General features: G+C 68.5%; 18 protein-coding genes. 9 read left to right on the forward strand and 9 right to left on the reverse strand.

Going from position 1 to position 15,954, the window contains the following annotated elements; all coding sequences use genetic code 11:
• Positions 1-137: 137 nt before the first annotated feature.
• From C8D03_RS12525 to proB, 3 genes are all read right to left on the reverse strand, one after another.
• The gene (locus C8D03_RS12525) at positions 138-785 is read right to left on the reverse strand and encodes a nicotinate-nucleotide adenylyltransferase (RefSeq protein WP_248308446.1); all 648 of its coding nucleotides are present in this window, start codon (positions 783-785) and stop codon (positions 138-140) included.
• On the reverse strand, positions 782-2,065 hold the full coding sequence (locus tag C8D03_RS12530) for a glutamate-5-semialdehyde dehydrogenase (RefSeq protein ID WP_248308682.1): 1,284 nt from the start codon (positions 2,063-2,065) through the stop codon (positions 782-784). Before C8D03_RS12530 ends, C8D03_RS12525 begins: the two co-directional genes overlap by 4 nt.
• A gap of 93 nt (positions 2,066-2,158) precedes the next feature.
• Positions 2,159-3,283, reverse strand: coding sequence for a glutamate 5-kinase (proB, locus tag C8D03_RS12535; RefSeq protein WP_248308447.1), 1,125 nt, complete (start codon positions 3,281-3,283; stop codon positions 2,159-2,161).
• Positions 3,284-3,571: 288 nt separating this feature from the next.
• On the opposite strand from proB, the gene C8D03_RS12540 reads away from it, so the two are divergent.
• From C8D03_RS12540 to C8D03_RS12570, 7 genes are all read left to right on the forward strand, one after another.
• Positions 3,572-3,781, forward strand: a complete 210-nt coding sequence (locus C8D03_RS12540) for a cold-shock protein (RefSeq protein WP_054143126.1) — start codon at positions 3,572-3,574, stop codon at positions 3,779-3,781.
• A 151-nt stretch (positions 3,782-3,932) separates the two neighbouring features.
• A complete protein-coding gene (gene rpsU / locus C8D03_RS12545) occupies positions 3,933-4,196 on the forward strand; it encodes a 30S ribosomal protein S21 (RefSeq protein ID WP_066723523.1) in 264 nt (87 codons plus the stop codon).
• 85 nt (positions 4,197-4,281) lie between these two features.
• On the forward strand, positions 4,282-4,662 hold the full coding sequence (locus C8D03_RS12550; RefSeq protein WP_181300938.1) for a DUF6481 family protein: 381 nt from the start codon (positions 4,282-4,284) through the stop codon (positions 4,660-4,662).
• A 266-nt stretch (positions 4,663-4,928) separates the two neighbouring features.
• Positions 4,929-5,255, forward strand: coding sequence for a hypothetical protein (locus C8D03_RS12555; RefSeq protein ID WP_108046563.1), 327 nt, complete (start codon positions 4,929-4,931; stop codon positions 5,253-5,255).
• A gap of 297 nt (positions 5,256-5,552) precedes the next feature.
• Positions 5,553-6,113, forward strand: a complete 561-nt coding sequence (locus tag C8D03_RS12560) for a sigma-70 family RNA polymerase sigma factor (protein ID WP_108046564.1) — start codon at positions 5,553-5,555, stop codon at positions 6,111-6,113.
• A gap of 99 nt (positions 6,114-6,212) precedes the next feature.
• Positions 6,213-6,890: an anti-sigma factor family protein gene (locus C8D03_RS12565; protein WP_108046565.1), complete on the forward strand. Its 678-nt coding sequence runs from the start codon at positions 6,213-6,215 to the stop codon at positions 6,888-6,890.
• Positions 6,891-6,966: 76 nt separating this feature from the next.
• On the forward strand, positions 6,967-8,427 hold the full coding sequence (locus C8D03_RS12570) for a S8 family serine peptidase (protein ID WP_181300940.1): 1,461 nt from the start codon (positions 6,967-6,969) through the stop codon (positions 8,425-8,427).
• A gap of 35 nt (positions 8,428-8,462) precedes the next feature.
• Here C8D03_RS12570 and C8D03_RS12575 read toward each other — a convergent pair whose 3' ends face one another.
• Positions 8,463-8,930, reverse strand: coding sequence for a YybH family protein (locus tag C8D03_RS12575; protein WP_181300942.1), 468 nt, complete (start codon positions 8,928-8,930; stop codon positions 8,463-8,465).
• A 119-nt stretch (positions 8,931-9,049) separates the two neighbouring features.
• Between C8D03_RS12575 and C8D03_RS12580 the strand changes: the two genes are divergently transcribed.
• Positions 9,050-10,204 carry a glycosyltransferase family 4 protein gene (locus C8D03_RS12580; protein ID WP_108046568.1) on the forward strand — a complete coding sequence of 385 codons (1,155 nt, stop codon included), beginning with the start codon at positions 9,050-9,052 and terminating at the stop codon, positions 10,202-10,204.
• Positions 10,201-10,863 carry a class I SAM-dependent methyltransferase gene (locus tag C8D03_RS12585; protein WP_108046569.1) on the forward strand — a complete coding sequence of 221 codons (663 nt, stop codon included), beginning with the start codon at positions 10,201-10,203 and terminating at the stop codon, positions 10,861-10,863. The genes C8D03_RS12580 and C8D03_RS12585 overlap by 4 nt, the downstream gene beginning before the upstream one ends.
• Positions 10,864-10,967: 104 nt before the next feature.
• Here the strand turns inward: C8D03_RS12585 and C8D03_RS12590 are convergent, their stop codons facing one another.
• From C8D03_RS12590 to phnL, 5 genes are all read right to left on the reverse strand, one after another.
• Positions 10,968-12,479, reverse strand: a complete 1,512-nt coding sequence (locus C8D03_RS12590) for a globin-coupled sensor protein (protein ID WP_108046570.1) — start codon at positions 12,477-12,479, stop codon at positions 10,968-10,970.
• Positions 12,480-12,631: 152 nt separating this feature from the next.
• Complete coding sequence (locus tag C8D03_RS12595; protein WP_108046571.1) at positions 12,632-13,273, reverse strand: DapH/DapD/GlmU-related protein; 642 nt, start codon at positions 13,271-13,273, stop codon at positions 12,632-12,634.
• Positions 13,274-13,332: 59 nt separating this feature from the next.
• Positions 13,333-14,031 carry a DUF1045 domain-containing protein gene (locus C8D03_RS12600; protein ID WP_248308448.1) on the reverse strand — a complete coding sequence of 233 codons (699 nt, stop codon included), beginning with the start codon at positions 14,029-14,031 and terminating at the stop codon, positions 13,333-13,335.
• The gene (locus tag C8D03_RS12605) at positions 14,028-15,167 is read right to left on the reverse strand and encodes an alpha-D-ribose 1-methylphosphonate 5-triphosphate diphosphatase (RefSeq protein WP_108046573.1); all 1,140 of its coding nucleotides are present in this window, start codon (positions 15,165-15,167) and stop codon (positions 14,028-14,030) included. The genes C8D03_RS12600 and C8D03_RS12605 overlap by 4 nt, the downstream gene beginning before the upstream one ends.
• The gene (gene phnL, locus C8D03_RS12610) at positions 15,167-15,865 is read right to left on the reverse strand and encodes a phosphonate C-P lyase system protein PhnL (RefSeq protein WP_108046574.1); all 699 of its coding nucleotides are present in this window, start codon (positions 15,863-15,865) and stop codon (positions 15,167-15,169) included. The genes C8D03_RS12605 and phnL overlap by 1 nt, the downstream gene beginning before the upstream one ends.
• Positions 15,866-15,954: the final 89 nt, after the last annotated feature.

The following is a 15,954-nucleotide window of genomic DNA, read 5'->3' on the forward strand; positions in this document are numbered from 1 at the left end:
GGTTTTCCGAAACAGCGGCCTGGGGAAGCGGTGCGGGCTCGGCTTCGCCACGGGTTGAAGGGGTCAGCTTCGTATCCTCACATGTTCGACGCGCTCACGGCGCGACCGATTAAAAATACGCCGGATCGGCCCAAATTTCAATCGTGTTCGGCCTGTTCGCGCAACATCGTCGAAGACAGTTCCGAGCGGCGGCCGTGCAGGAAGATCCAGGCCGGCGGCTTCGTGAGGGCGAGCGCCGCTCCCTGGCTCTCCGAAATCCGCCAGCGCGACAGCCAGTTGGCAGCGGGCGAGGCGACGGAGCTGTGGGTCGATCCGGGGCGGTCGATCACCGCGATCGGCATCATCCGGGCGATGGCGCGCCACTCGTTCCAGCGATGGAAATTGGCGAGATTGTCCGACCCCATGATCCAGACGAAGTTCACGCCGGGGCAACGCCGCTTCAGCGCCCGCAGCGTGTCCGCCGTGTAGCGGGTGCGCAGCATCGCCTCGATGCCGGTGACATGAATGCGCGAATGGTCGGCGAGCTTGCGGCCGAAGCGGATGCGCTCGGCCAGGGAGGGCAGGGCGGTGTTGTCCTTCAGCGGGTTGCCGGGCGTGACCAGCCACCAGACCCGGTCGAGCTGAAGCCGGCGGAGCGCCGTGAGGCTGGCCATGCGGTGGCCGTCATGGGCCGGATTGAACGTGCCGCCGAACAGGCCGATGCGGAGGCCGGGCGCATGCGGCGGCAGCCGCAGATGTTCCGTCGCCACGGTGGGAGTGCGCGTCGCCGCGGGATCATGGGTCACGGTCTGATCTGGCCGCTGCCATGGACACGGTACTTGAACGAGCAGAGCTGCTCGACGCCGACCGGGCCGCGTGCGTGCATCCGGCCGGTGGCGATGCCGATCTCGGCGCCGAAGCCGAATTCGCCGCCATCGGCGAACTGGGTCGAGGCGTTGTGCAACACGATCGCCGAATCGACCTCGGCGAGGAAGCGCGCGGCGGCGGCCTCGTCTGCGGTGACGATCGCGTCCGTATGGTGCGAGCCATGGCGCTCGACATGGTCGATCGCGGCATCGAGCCCGGAGACGACCTTCACCGCGATGATGCGGTCGAGATACTCCGTCGCCCAGTCCTCCTCGGTCGCCGGCGTCACGCGGGCGTCGACCGCCCGGGTGCCGTCATCGCCGCGCACGGCGCAGCCCGCGTCGAGCAGGGCCGTGACCAGCGGGCGCAGATGGGTTGCAGCACAGGCCCGGTCGACCAGCAGCGTCTCGGCCGAGCCGCAGACGCCGGTGCGCCGGAGCTTCGCGTTGAGCAGGATCTCGCGGGCCATGGCGAGGTCGGCGCCGGCATGGACATAGACATGACAGTTGCCGTCGAGATGGGCGAAGACGGGCACGCGGGCATCGCTTTGAACGCGCGCGACCAGGCTCTTGCCGCCGCGCGGCACGACGACGTCGACCGAGCCGTCGAGCCCTTTCAGGATTTCGCCGACGGCGGCACGGTCCCGCGTCGGGACGAGCTGGATCGCATCGCCCGGAAGTCCGGCGCTCTCCAGACCTTCGCGCAAGGCGGTAGCGATCTCGGTCGCGGTGCGGAAGCTGTCCGATCCGGCGCGCAGGATCGCAGCATTGCCGCTTTTCAGGCAGAGTGCGCCAGCGTCGGCCGTCACGTTCGGGCGGCTTTCGAAGATCACCGCGATGACGCCGAGCGGTGTCGCGACGCGCTCGAAGCGCAGGCCGTTGGGCTGGGTCCAGGATGCCAGGACACGCCCCACCGGATCCGGCAGGGCGGCGACGCCGGCGACCGCCTCCGCCACATCTTCCAGGCGCGCGGCGTCGAGCAAGAGCCGGTCGATGAAGGCGGCGTTATGGCCAGCGGCGCGCGCCTCGGCCAGGTCCTGCGCATTGGCGGCGAGGATCGGCGCGGCGCGGGCGCGGAGCGCTGCCGCCATGGCCTGCAATGCGGCGTTGCGCCGAGCTTCCGGAGCGAGCGCGACCAGCCGCGCGGCGGCGCGGGCACGCCGACCGAGTGCCTGCATCTGCGTGGCGACGTCGCGAAGCGCAGCGCCCTCGCGAGCCATCTGGTCCACGCGAGCCTCGCCGCCGATCGAGACCATGCGGAGCGCGCTTTCGCTCGTCATTTCCACCCTGCCAAACGCCATTGCCCTGCAACCTTAGCCGACGCCGAGCGCCATGTCGTCCCGATGGATCATCTCGGCGCGGCCGGGATAGCCCAGGATCGCCTCGATGTCGCGGGAGGCCTTGCCGAGGACCAGCGCGGCCTCGGCCGCATCATAGGCGACGAGCCCGCGGCCGAGGACACGGCCTTCGGAATCGCGGATCAGCACGGCGTCGCCGCGGGCGAAGTCGCCCTCGATGCGGCTGACGCCGACCGGGAGGAGGCTCGCACCACCACGCAGCGCGCGGGCCGCGCCGACATCGACATGCAGCGCGCCGCGCGGCTCGAGCGAGCCGGCGATCCAGGTCTTGCGCGCGGTCGCTGGCGTGGAGGCGGTGAGGAACCAGGTGCAGCGTGCGCCGGCGGCGATGGCGCCGAGCGGGTTCTTGGGCCGTCCGTCGGCGATCAGCATATGCGTGCCACCGCTGGCTGCGATCTTGCCGGCCTCGATCTTGGTACGCATGCCACCGCGCGAGAGTTCGGAGGCCGCGCCGCCGGCCATCGCGTCGATTTCGGGTGTGATGCGCTCGACCAGCGGAATGTGCCGCGCCGCCGGGTCGCGGGCGGGCGGGGCGGTGTAGAGCCCGTCCACGTCGGAGAACAGCACCAGCAGATCCGCGCCGGCCATGGTGGCGACGCGGGCGGCGAGCCTGTCGTTGTCGCCGTAGCGGATCTCGCTGGTCGCGACGGTGTCGTTCTCGTTGATCACGGGCACGGCACGCAGATCGAGCAGGCGGCCGAGCGTGGCGCGCGCGTTGAGATAGCGCCGGCGCTCCTCGGTGTCCGCGAGCGTCAGCAGGATCTGGCCGGCGGTCAGGCCATGATGGCCGAGCGCCTCCGCCCAGGTCCGCGCCAGGGCGATCTGGCCGACGGCGGCGGCCGCCTGGCTTTCCTCGAGGCGCAGCGGGCCCGAGGGCAGGCCCAGCACGGTGCGCCCGAGTGCGATCGCGCCCGAGGAGACGACGAGGACATCGGCGCCGCGCTGGTGCAGCTCGGCGAGGTCCTCGGCAAGCGCCGCGAGCCAGGCCTGACGCAGGCGCCCGCGGGCGCGGTCGACGAGGAGGCTCGAGCCGACCTTGACCACGATGCGGCGGAACTGGTTCAGCGACGGCGTGTGCACGGGGAGGAACCGGACGGGGTTACGACAGCTTGACGCCTGCCTGTTGGCGAAAAGCGCGCCATTGTAAAGCGTCTGGACCGGGAGGCGGTCGCGCGACCAGCGCATTCACGCGACAGTTGCATTGACAATGAGGTTTCAAGCGCCCATATGACGCTGGTCGATATTTAGGCCGAACGACGTGGCCCCGCGCATGAGAATGCGCTTGCTGACGACCTTCCCGCTCAAATTCGAAAAACGGCGCGCGGACTCCTTCGCGTGCCTCACAACAATACCGTGAAAGGGTTCGTCATGAGCGCCGGTACAGTCAAGTGGTTCAATTCGACCAAGGGTTTCGGTTTCATTCAGCCGGATGATGGTGGTCAGGACGTGTTCGTCCACATCAGCGCCGTCGAGCGTGCAGGCATGCGCGATCTCCGTGAAGGTCAGAAGATCTCCTACGAGCTCACGCAGGACAAGCGTTCTGGCAAGATGTCGGCCGACCAGCTTCGCGCCGAGTGAGACGACGGCCGCTTCGGCGGGCATTGAGATCAGGCAGGGCGACCACGGATGTACTGGCGCCCGCCATTTCCAAGCCCCGATGATGCGGCATGACGAAGGGTCGGGGACCATGCCCGGCCCTTTTTCCATCCTCCAACCGCAGGAGAGACAGATGCAGGTTCTCGTTCGCGACAACAATGTCGACCAGGCCCTTCGGGTCCTGAAGAAGAAGATGCAGCGCGAAGGCGTCTTCCGCGAGATGAAGCGCCGTTCGGCCTATGAGAAGCCGTCCGAGAAGCGCGTCCGCGAGAAGGCCGATGCCATCCGCCGCGCCCGCAAGGTCGCCCGCAAGCAGATGCAGCGCGAGGGCCTGATCGCCGCGCCGAAGCCGAAGCCGAGGCCGGTACGCGCTGGAAGCGCACCTGCGCCGCGCTGAATTCGATACCCTTGGGGCGCATTTTGGATTATTGCGCCCTCGCGGGCCGGCATTGCGCCCGTGACAACCCGAGAGAAGGCTACCCTTGAAGAACCCGACCGACCGCAGCTTCACTGATCGTCAGGCCAATTCCGCGGCCGCCAAGAAGGCGCTCCTCGAGCGTTTCAAGGCACGGCCCGGTCCGGATGACCCGATCATGCAGCAGCGACGCGCGGAACGCGAAGCCGTCGCGGTTGCCCGCGCGGAACGCGAGGCCGAGAAGGCCGCTGCCCGCGCAGAGCAAGAGCGCCTCGCCGAAATCGAGCGCCTCCGCCTCGAAGAGGAAGAGCGCATCGCCGAGATCGCACGCGAAGTTGCACGCAAGGCCGAGCAGGCCAAGCGCGATGCAGAGCGTCCGCGCAAGGTGCTGCTCGAAGCCGTCCAGTACGCGCAGATGCGCGCGGCCGGCAAGGGCGGCCGCCGCTAGACAATTCCGACGCCGGGCGCGATCGTTCCCGGCGCCGCGCTGACGGGGTTTCGCACGCACGCTCTCCTGGCGGCGGGAGGCTCGGCAGTCGACGATTCCGGTCAAGGCGGACGCTTTTCGTGGCGGGTGTCCTCTTTGTGGCAGATGTCTCTTGGCGACAGATGTCCTGGCCGGCGTGACGGGCCTACCCTCAGGAGCCGGGTCGCTTCGGGCTGTTCGGCCCGGATCGTGAACCTGCCTTCGCTGCATATTCGGAGCGAGCCGCCATGGCGACGCGAGGACTCTCCCCCGACGAGATCAAGCGTCGCGCCCAGCTCGCTTTCGACAAGGCCGATGCGCGCAAGCAGGAAGCCTCGCGCGCGATGGAAGCCGAGCAGCTCGAACGCGACGCGGTGCTCCAGAAGACGGTGCGCCTGAAGGCTCTGCGCCTCGCCAAGGAAGCGGCCGATGCCGAGACCGCGGCCATCGTCGCGGCGGAACAGGCACGGGCCAAGGCCGAGATCGCCGAGGCGAAGGCCGCCGCCAAGACGGCGAAGGCTGCGAAGAGCGCGGCGACGGTCAGGCGTGTCGCGAAGGCCAAGCCCGCCCTCTGACGGGCGTCGCAAGGCTTGCGAACAACCAGGCCTCGCGATGTCGGTGCCGGGGCTGCGTCTCATGCCTCGCTTCGCCCTCGCGAAAATCCACCATAAATGACCCTGTTCAGGCGCGGCGGAGATCTCTGCTCGCGCCAAATCGCATGTTCTGATGCTCGCCATGTCACTTCCGGTTGACCACGGCTGGTGATGACGTATGGAAAATCGGGGCAGGCAGATTAATCTCGCCGCCGGTTGAACCTTTTCCACGCTCGCCGCGACCAACCCTTGCGAGCCGGATGTCAGGCCTCGAGGGCAATGCATACGGAATCGGACGAAGAGCTCGTCAAGCGGATCGCCGGTGGCGACCGGCTCGCAATGAAGGTGCTGTTTTCGCGGCACCAGACGCGGGTTTATCGTTTCGCACTGCGCCTGACGCGCGACGAGACGATGGCGGAGGATGTGACCGGTGACGTCTTCATGGATCTCTGGCGTCAGGCCGATCGCTTCGAGGGACGTTCCTCGGTTACGACCTGGCTGCTCACGATCGCGCGCAACAAGTCCTACTCGGCCTTGCGCAAGCGCCGTGACGCCGGCCTCGATGATGACTTCGCCGAGAGCATTGAGGACGAGGCCGACGACCCCGAGGTCGTCATGCAGAAGCAGGACAAGGGTCTCGCGATCCGGGCCTGTCTCGGCAAGCTCTCCCGTGAGCATGCCGAGGTCATCGATCTCGTCTATTATCACGAGAGTTCCGTCGAGGAGGTCGCGAAAATCGTCGGCATCCCCGAAAACACGGTCAAGACGCGGCTCTTCCATGCCCGCAAGAAGCTGGGCGAGCTGCTCAAGACAGCCGGGATCGACCGGGGCTGGCCCTGAGCCGGGCCCGGTCCCGAACCTGGTTCTCCATGATCTGCCGATGCGTTCTTGCCATCAATCGAGCCGTCTTCACCGATCGAGCCGTTCTGGAGTTCAGTCATGACCGACGCCATCGCGAACGATCCGAAGCGTACGGACCTCGAAGAGCTGCTGCCGTTCTACGCCAATGGCCGCGTCTCGGCCGCCGACAAGGCGCGCGTCGAGGCGGCCCTCGCCACTGACGCCGAGCTCGCTCAGCGGCTCGACATCATCCGCGACGACATGGCCGAGACGACGCTGCTGAACGAGAGCCTCGGCGCGCCGTCGCCGCGTGCCCTCGACCGGCTGATGGCGGGCATCGACGCCGAGCCGCGCAGGCTGGGCCTGCTCGCCACCGCCCGGGGCGGCTTCATGACCTGGCTGGGAACTCTGCTCGCCGCCCAGCCGCCGCGTCGGCTGGCCTATGCGGGGGCTGCCGCCTGTGCCCTGATCGCCATCCAGGGAGCGGCGCTGACCGGCGTCGCCCTGCGCGACCGGACCGGCTTCGAGACCGCGTCGGCTCCGGCCGGTGGTTCCGAGCGCTATGTGCTGCTGAGCTTCGCCTCCGATGCGCGGGCCGGCGACATCGCCTCCTTCTTCAAGCGCTTCGATGCCTCGGTGGTCGATGGGCCCCGGGCCAACGGCTATTTCAAGGTCCGCGTCGGCGACGCCTCGCTGAGCCAGGCGCAGGTCGATGCGATTGCGGCGCGGATGAAGTCGGAAGCCGCGATCGTCAGATTCGTCGCCCCTGCGCCGTGAGGCCATGGACGCGGTGACGGATCGCCGCCAATCTGATAAGCCTTCGCTGCATTGGAGCGCATCGGGAGAGCGCATCATGACGTCGTCTCGCCCCCTGGACCATCATCATGCGACCCCGGCCCTGCGGCTGGCCGGAGGGGGCTGCCTCGCGCTCATGCTCATTCTGGGCGCAACCCCGGCTCCTGCTCAGCAGTCCGGGCCAGGAGGCGGCAGCGCGCCGTCAGGCGGCTCGGCCGGTCAGACCCGAACGATCACGGTACCGCCTCCCGCCTGGCAACTGCCCCCGATCTTCGGCGCGCCGCGCCCGCCTCGCACGGTCGTGCCGGCGGCCAACGAAAACCGCTTCGTTCCCGACGAAATCCTGTTCGAGCTCGCCCCCGATGCGCAGGCCGAGACGGTGTTGCGGCGCTATGGCGCCACGCTGATCACCAGCCGGCGGGTCGAACTCGCCGGCACCACGATCATCCGCGCGCGGCTCGAGGCCGGGCGCGACCTGCGCACGGTGCTGACGCAGATGGCCGACGACAATGCGATCGCGGGGGCGCAGCCGAATTTCCTCTACGAACTGCAGCAGGAGATGGCGCAGCCCGTCAGCACGACGGCCTCCGGCGGGGCACGATCGGACGTCCCGACGCTGCGGCTGTCCGACCCGGCTGCCGTCCGCGCCACGCCGGCACCACGGCGCGAACTGCCGCCGCAATATGTCGTCGACAAGCTGCGGCTGAGCGATGTCCACAAGCTTGCGCGTGGCGCGACGATCCGCGTCGCCGTGATCGATTCCGGCGTCGATGTCGCCCATCCCGAATTGCGGGGCGCCATCGCCGGCCTCTACGATGCGCTGGGCGAGGAGTTCATCCCGCATGCCCATGGCACGGCCATGGCGGCGGCGATGGTGGCGCAGGGGCAGTTGCAGGGGATTGCGCCGGCGTCACGGCTCTTGGTGGCGCGGGCCTTTTCCGGCCGCGCCAGCGCGGCTTCGGCCAGCGGCACGAGCCTCCACATCATGGCAGCGATCGAATGGGCGGTGAACCAGGGCGCCCGCGTGATCAATCTCAGCTTCGCCGGGCCTGAAGACCGGCTGCTCTCGCGCGGGCTCGCGGGTGTCGCTGCGAAGGGGCTGATCGCCGTCGCAGCCGCGGGCAATGGCGGGCCCGGCGCCGCGCCGCTCTTTCCCGGTGCGGACCCGAACGTGATCGCGGTCACGGCCACTGATGCCGATGACAAGATTTTCGCGCGGGCCAATCGCGGGGCCTATATCGCCCTGGCCGCGCCCGGCGTCGATGTGCTCGCGGCCGAGCCACAGGGGCGCTACGCTTTCTCGTCAGGCACCTCGATTGCCGCTGCCCATGTCTCGGGGCTGGTCGCGCTTGTGCTGGAGAAGCGGCCCGACCTCGACCTCGCCGGGGTGCGGCGGCTGCTGACCGAAAGCGCGATCGATCTCGGCTCGAAGGGGCGCGACCCGGTCTATGGCGCCGGCCGCATCGACGCGGCCGCGGCGCTGGCGCGGGCCCTGCCGGTCACCGCCTCGCGGCCCTGAGGCCGCCGCATGACGACGCGGTTGCCTTGATGACCTTAAGCGGTGGCCTTGGTGCCGCCGGCCAGTCGCTGCGCCGGCTCGTATTGCCCTTCCAGCCGGTTGGCATGGCGGTGCAGGAGGTGCCAGCCGCCATCCTCGAAGCGGAACACATGGGTGACGCGGTTCGTCCACTGCGTCGGCTGGTCCGTGCCGGGCAGCGTCACATCGAAGGTCTCGATGTCGGTCGTATAGGCGAGTTCGGTTCCAATGACGGTGGTGACGTTCTCGTGGCTGACGGTGCCGCCCTTGAACTGCTGCCCGGCCCAGTCCCAGCGCCGGGAGATGTCGTCCCAGCCCTTCTCATAGCCGCCCCAGCCATACATGCTGGTCGCGTCGTCGGCATGCGAATAGAACGCCTTGATCGGCGCGACATCGCCATTGGCGACATGGGCGAGCGCTTCGCGTAGCCTGGCCAGTGCGGCCGGGAAAGCCTCCGCCGGCGAGGTTTTGGTTGATCCGTCCATGCTCATCTCCATCGAATCCGGAGCGTAGCATGGCGTCGGACTGGTTGATCAACGCCTATGCGCGGTTTCCATGCGCCAGCCGCTTGACCTTCGGCGTCGCATCGGACTGATGTCCGCTCATGGCCCGCCCGAGACTTCTCTTCGTCGCGACCGAGGACTGGTTCTTCGCATCGCATTTCCTGCCGATGGCGCGGGCGGCGCGTGAACTCGACTTCGACGTCGCGGTGATCGCGCGCGAACGGCACCATCGCCGTATCATCGAAGCGACCGGGGCGCGGCTGATCGCGCTGGAGGCCGAACGCCGGAGCCTCGATCCGCGCGCGCTGTTTCGCCAGGTCTTGGCGCTCCGGCGGCTGATCGAGGCCGAACGGCCGCATATCCTGCATTGCATCGCGCTGAAGCCGATTGCGCTCGCGGGGCTTGCCGGGCGGCTCGCAGGCGTCGAACGACGGGTCTACGCCTTGACCGGGCTCGGCTTGCTCGGCGCGAAGCAGGGTGTGGTCGCGGCGGTGGCGCGCCTGGCCGCGACGCTGTGGCTGCGCGGCGCCATCGACGGCCCGCAGGTGCGTTTCCTGTTCGAGAATCCGGATGATCCGGTTACGCTCGGCCTCGACCCGCAGGATGCGGGCAAGGTCGCGATCGTCGGCGGTGCCGGCGTCGATCCGCTGATCCTGATGCCGGAGCCGATGCTGGCGACGCCACCGCTCAAGGTGGCGCTGGTGGCACGCATGCTCTGGTCAAAGGGCGTCGATCTCGCCGTCGAGGCCGTGCGGCTGGCGCGGGCAGAGGGCGCGCGGGTCGAGTTGACCATTCATGGCGCGCCCGACCCCTCCAATCCCAAGGCGATCCCCGAGGCCATGCTGAAGCAGTGGGCGGCGCGGCCGGGCATCGTCTGGGCCGGGCCGACGCGCGACATCGAGGGCGTCTGGCGCCATCACCATCTCTGCATCCTGCCTTCGCGCGGCGGCGAGGGCTTGCCGCGCACCATCCTGGAAGCTGCGGCTTGCGGCCGTCCGATCCTGACGACGGACGTGCCGGGCTGCCGCAGCTTCGTGCGCGACGGCCAGGACGGGATGGTGGTGCCGGCAGACGATGCCGCAGCGCTGGCGCAGGCCCTGATCGTCTTCGCCCGCGCTCCGGCACTGGCCGAGCGCATGGGCGCGAGCGCCCGGGCGCGGCTGATCGACGGGCACACCGAGCGCGACGTCATGAATGCGGTGAAGACGCTGTACCGGAGCATGCTCAGCCGGCCGACCACGGATGTCGCAGCGTGAGCGCGTCGGCCGCCGGGCTCGACCGACGCGGCTTCATCCTGGAGCATACAAACCTCCTGCCGGTGCCGCATGCGCCTGAGGTCAGCCTGCATGTCGCGCAAGAGGCGACGGAGCTCTGGCAGAAGACAGAGGACGAACTGGCCACGATCGGCCTGCCTCCCCCCTTCTGGGCTTTCGCCTGGGCCGGGGGGCAGGCGCTGGCGCGCTATCTGCTCGACGATCCCGCGATCATCCGCGGCCGGCGCGTGCTCGACTTCGCCAGCGGCTCCGGCCTGGTCGCGATCGCGGCGGCGAAGGGCGGCGCCGCTTCAGTTGAGGCTTGCGACATCGATGCCTTCGCAGCCGAGGCGATCGCGCTCAACGCCGCCGCCAACGACGTTGGCGTCCTTGTGCGGCTCGACGACCTCGTCGGCCGGGACGAGGGCTGGGAGGTCGTTTGCGCGGGGGATGTCTGCTACGAGCGGACAATGGCCGAGAGCGTGATCGCCTGGCTGAGCGACCTCTCGTCGCGGGGAACGCAGGTGCTGATCGGCGATCCCGGCCGCAGCTACCTGCCGAAGCACCGGCTGGAGCCGCTGGCGAGCTATGCCGTGCCGGTGACCCGCTCGCTCGAGGATGCGGAGATCAAGAACAGCACGGTCTGGCGGCTGAAGGCGTAGACGTCCCGATCATGCCCGGAACCAATCACGCCGTCATCCCGGGCTTGTCCCGGGATGACGGCGTGCTTCCGAGGGCAGACTGCGCGATCGGGGCCACCTGTCTTTCACGCCGCCTTTCGGGTCGAGGGAATCGCCACCACACGGCTGTCCTGCGTGCGGAAGGTCGAGATCAGACGGTTGAGCTGGCCGATCTGGTCGAGCAGTGTGCGGGCGGAGGCTGCGCTTTGTTCGGCGAGTGCCGCGTTCTGCTGGGTGATTCCGTCCATATGCGTGACCGCCTGGCTCATCTCGTCGATGCCGTTGGCCTGCTCGCCCGAGGCGCTGGCGATCTCCTCCACGGTGGCGGAGACCCGTGCGGAGGCATCGACGATCTGCTCCAGCGTGTCGCCGGCCAGGCGGACGAGCTTGACGCCTTCCGTCACCTCCGCGTCGGAGGAGGCGATAAGCCCGGTGATGCCCTTGGCGGCTTCGGAGGAGCGCTGGGCGAGAGCGCGGACTTCCGCCGCGACAACTGCGAAGCCGCGCCCGGCGTCGCCGGCGCGGGCGGCTTCCACGGCTGCGTTCAGCGCCAGCAGATTGGTCTGAAACGCGATGCCGTCGATGACGCTGGTGATCTCGGAGATCTTCTTCGAAGCCTCCTCGATGCGCGCCATGGCGTCGGTCGCGTCCTTGACGATGGTTCCGCCGGTGCGGGCGATCGTGGTCGCGTCGTCGGCGAGCGCCACCGAGCGGCGCGAGGCCTGCGCCGAGGTCTTGACCGACGCGGCGAGCTGTTCGGTGGTGGCGGCGCTCTCCTCCAGAGCCGAGGCCTGCTGCTCGGTCCGCAGCGAGAGGTCTTCCGCGCCGGAGTTGATTTCCTGCGACGAGGCGGCGATGGCGGTCGAGCTGGTCTTGATGGCTGCGACCATTTCTTCGAGCCGCGTCATGGCATCGTTGAAATTGTCGCGGATCAGCCCGTATTCTTCCGGGATGTTCTGGCCGATGCGGAAGGTCAGGTCACCCTTGGCGAGCGCCGCCATACCCTCGCTGACATAGTTCACGGCCTTTTCGCGCTCGGCGGCATTGGCTGTCTCGACGGCGCGAGCCTGCTCCTCGGCCTTGAGGCGGGCGGCGTCGGAAGCATGGAGATAGACCGAGATGGCATAGTCCATGTCCAGCAGAGCCGCCTTGACGAGCGTGCTGATCTCGGCGCCGCGCTCGGCGGCGCCCGCGACCTTGCCGCCAAAGCGGCGCCGGGGCCAGCGCGCCTCGATCACCTCGGTGATGAGCTTCTCCAGGATCAGCGCATAGCCGCCGATATACCAGCGCGGCTCCAGCCCGATGCGGGCATGGGTTTCGCCGACGGTGGTGACGGCCGCGACATAGTCCTGGTCGAACTGGCCGGCGGCGATCCGGTTCCAGTGCGACGCCTGCCGCTGCTTGGCCGCATCGACATGCTTGGGGCCGCTGAAGAAGGTGCGGGTTTCGGGAAAGCTGCCGATCTGACGATAGAAAGCATCGAGCGCTTTGGGCAGTGCCTCGAGCACGACGTCCTGGATCCCTTGCATGCGCTCCCGCGCCTGCGCGTCGAACTGAATGAAGGACAGCCGGCTATTGAGATGATCCGAAGACGACATGTGTGTTTCCCGAGGCCCGCGACGCCAATGATGACGCAGGTCACTACGGCCGGTTGCGTTAATGTCTGGTCATTGCGACCGTTCATTTTGCATCGGATCGGCATGAACGGACCATGCGCGGCGTTATGCCGCCGCAAGGCCCATTGCCTCCCTCAGGCGGAGGGCGGAGCGGCCCCGGCCTCGTGCCCGTCGAGGAAGGCCTCGACGGTCAGCGTGCGGAAATCCTCCAGCGCCGCGCGAAGGCGGTCATGCTCCCAGTCCCACCATGCCAGCGCCGCCAGCCGCTCGGCGAGGGCCTGCGGAAAGCGTGGGCGGATCAACTTCGCCGGGTTGCCCGCGACGATCGTGTAGGGCGCGACATCCTTGGTGACGACCGCGCCGCCGGCGACGACGGCGCCGGTGCCGATGCTGCGTCCGGGCAGGATGATCGCGCCATGGCCGATCCAGACGTCGTGGCCGATGGTCACCGGGGTCGAGCGCCGCCAGGCGAAGAAGGCGTCGTCATCCTGCGCATTGTCGAAATAGGCGCTGGCGCGATAGGTGAAGTGCGACTGGCTGGCGCGCTGCATCGGGTGGTTGCCGGGGTTGATCCGGGTCATCGCCGCGATCGAGCAGAACTTGCCGATGGTCGTATAGATGATGTTGGAATCATTCACGACATAGGAGTAGTCGCCCATCGTCGACTCGACGAAGGCGGTGCGCGCGCCGATCTCGGTGTAGCGGCCGAGCGTCGCCTGCCGCACGGTCGCAGTCGGGTCGATCACGGGTTCGAGCCCCAGTTGCCTGCTCGCCATGTCGTCTCCTCCGGGGTTGCGCGCCTGTCGCGGGCCTGTCCTGCGTTCGGGCCGCCGACTCAGCGGCCGAGCATGAAGCTGTCGAGCAGGCGGAAACGGCCCTCGCGGCTGTCCTGCCTGAACAGGGCGAGCCGATCGATCACGGCCGGGGCAGCCGGGACGGCGGCGGCGTAAGCTTGTCCCAGGGCTGCGGTGGTGCCGGCGACGTCGTCCTGCGGCAGCGAACCGGTCAGCGTCATGTGGAAACGGAAGTCATCCCCGACATAAGGGTAGCCATAGGCTTCGAGATAGGCGCGCTGGGCCGGTGTCAGCGGGCTCGCGAGCCGGCGCGCCAGATCGGCCGCGCCGAGCGGCGCGCGGAAGGGCTCGAAGGCCTGGACGATGTCGAAGGCGAGCGTCTGCAGGGCCGGGCTGGGTCCAGCCGGCGTCAAGGCAATGAAGCGGCCGAGCGCGGCGATCGCGAGGCCTGCCAGCGGCACGGCGGAGAGGCCGGCCGCGATCTGATGGGCGAAGGCGCGCAACTGCCCCTCGCTGCGGCCGTGGGCCAGCTCGAAAGGGGCCTTCAGCGTGGCATGGAAGCCGTAGCGGCGCGGCTCGGCGGTGAGCTGCGGCCAGCGATCCGCATTGCAGCCGGCAGGCGCGGCGAAGGCGATGTCTTCACCCGTGAAGGCGTCATAGCCCAGCGTCGCGCAACCGAAGTGCCAGAGCGGGCTGTCGGCGGCGGGCGCATAATAGAGGGCGTAGCGCGGCGTGCTCAAAACGCGCGCTGCCCTTGCGACCAGACGGCGGCGATGACCGGCGTCGGCCCGAGCGCCTTGAAGCGCACCAGATCGGCGCGCAGCCCGGCGCGGAGGTGGCCGCGATCCTTCAGGCCGAGGATGTCGGCGACCTTCCAGGTCACCATGCCCATGGCCTGCGGCAGCGCGATGCCGTGGCCGGCGTGCAGCTTCAGCACGGCCTGGAGCAGGCTCGCCGGAACATAGTCGGACGAGAGCCCGTCGAGCAGGCCCTTCTCGGCGAGCTCCGCCACGGAGACGCCCCCGGAATGCGAACCACCGCGCACGACATTGGGGGCGCCCGCGATGGTGGCGAGGCCACGCTGCTTGGCAGCCGTGGCAGCCTCGACCGTGGTCGGGAATTCAGAGATCACGGCGCCCGAGGCGAGGCCTTCCTCGACATGCTCGACCGTGGTGTCGTCATGGGTCGCGATCGGGATGCCGCGGGCGCGGAACATCTCGACCACGGCCTGCCAGTTGCGGCCGACATTGGCGGCGCCCTCCTGCTGGCGCACAACCACGTCCTCCTCGAACTCAGCCACGGTCTTGCCGTTGCCGACCGCATAGGTCTTGAGATGCTCGAGATTGCGCCACTGGCGCTGGCCGGGCGTGTGGTCCATCAGCGAGACCAGTTGGACGAGGTCGTCGTCCTGATAGGGTTCGATGTCCGTGAGCAGATCGGGGCTGGTCAGTTCGCAGCGCATATGGATGCGGTGGTCGATGCGGAAGACGCCCTCGCGCCGGCCCTCGGCCAGTGCCTTCATCACGTCGGCGAAAATGTCCTTGCGGTAATCCTTGGCCGAGAAGGGCGTGCCGGCGCAGATCGCGTCATAGACGGTAGTGACGCCGGCCGCGGCCATCTGCGCATCATGGACCAGCGCTGCCGCGAGCCCATTCGGCCAGAAGACCTTCGGGCGCGGCATGAAATGCTTTTCCATGTTGTCGGTGTGCATTTCGACGAGGCCTGGCGCGACATAGTCGCCGCCGATGTCGATCGCTTCCGGCAGGGAGGACAGGCCCTGGTCGACGGCGGTGATGCCGCTCCCGTCGAAGGCGACCGTCCCGGTGACGATCTCATCTTCGAGGATCAGGCGGGCATTGGTCAGAACGGTCTGCATCAGGCGGCCTTCCGGAAAGCGGTGATATCGAGATAGCGCGTCGCGACGCGTTGGCGCACGGCCTCGTCATGGAAGATCCCGACGATGGCGGAGCCCTTGGCACGTGCTTCGGCGATCAGCTCGACCACGACGTCGCGGTTGCCCGCGTCGAGCGAGGCCGTCGGCTCGTCGATCAGCATGATCGGCGAGGGATCGACGAAGGAGCGGGCGATGTTGACGCGCTGCTGTTCGCCGCCGGAGAAAGTCGCCGGCGCGAGGTTCCAGAGGCGCTCGGGCAGATTGAGGCGGGCGAGCATGGCCTGCGCCCGCAGGCTCGCGTCCTCGGGCGAAACGCCACGCGCGAGCAGCGGATCCCTGACGATGTCGAGCGCCGAGACGCGCGGGATGACCCGCAGGAACTGCGAGACGAAGCCGAGGGTGCGGCGGCGGATGTCGAGCACGGTGCGCGGCACGGCCTGGACGATATCGACCGGGCGGCCGGCATGGGTGATGTGGATATGGCCGGATGTCGGCCGGTAATTGCCGTAGAGGATGCGCAGCAGGCTCGATTTGCCGGCGCCCGATGCGCCGGCCAGCACCAGCGCCTCGCCGGCCTCGACGCTGAAATTGACATCGCCGAAGACCGGCAGCCGGACGCCGCCCTGATTGTGCAAGGTGAAGGCCTTGGCGACGTTCTCGACGCGAATCATCGTGGTCATGGGGTCAGTGCCTTGTGCGGGCGCGGTGACGCAGGTGTGACGGGGAAAGATTGCGCAGCTTCGTTTCCGGTTTCGGATGGTCGCTCCGT

It is taken from the genome of Bosea sp. 124 (assembly GCF_003046175.1).
Lineage (GTDB): Bacteria > Pseudomonadota > Alphaproteobacteria > Rhizobiales > Beijerinckiaceae > Allobosea.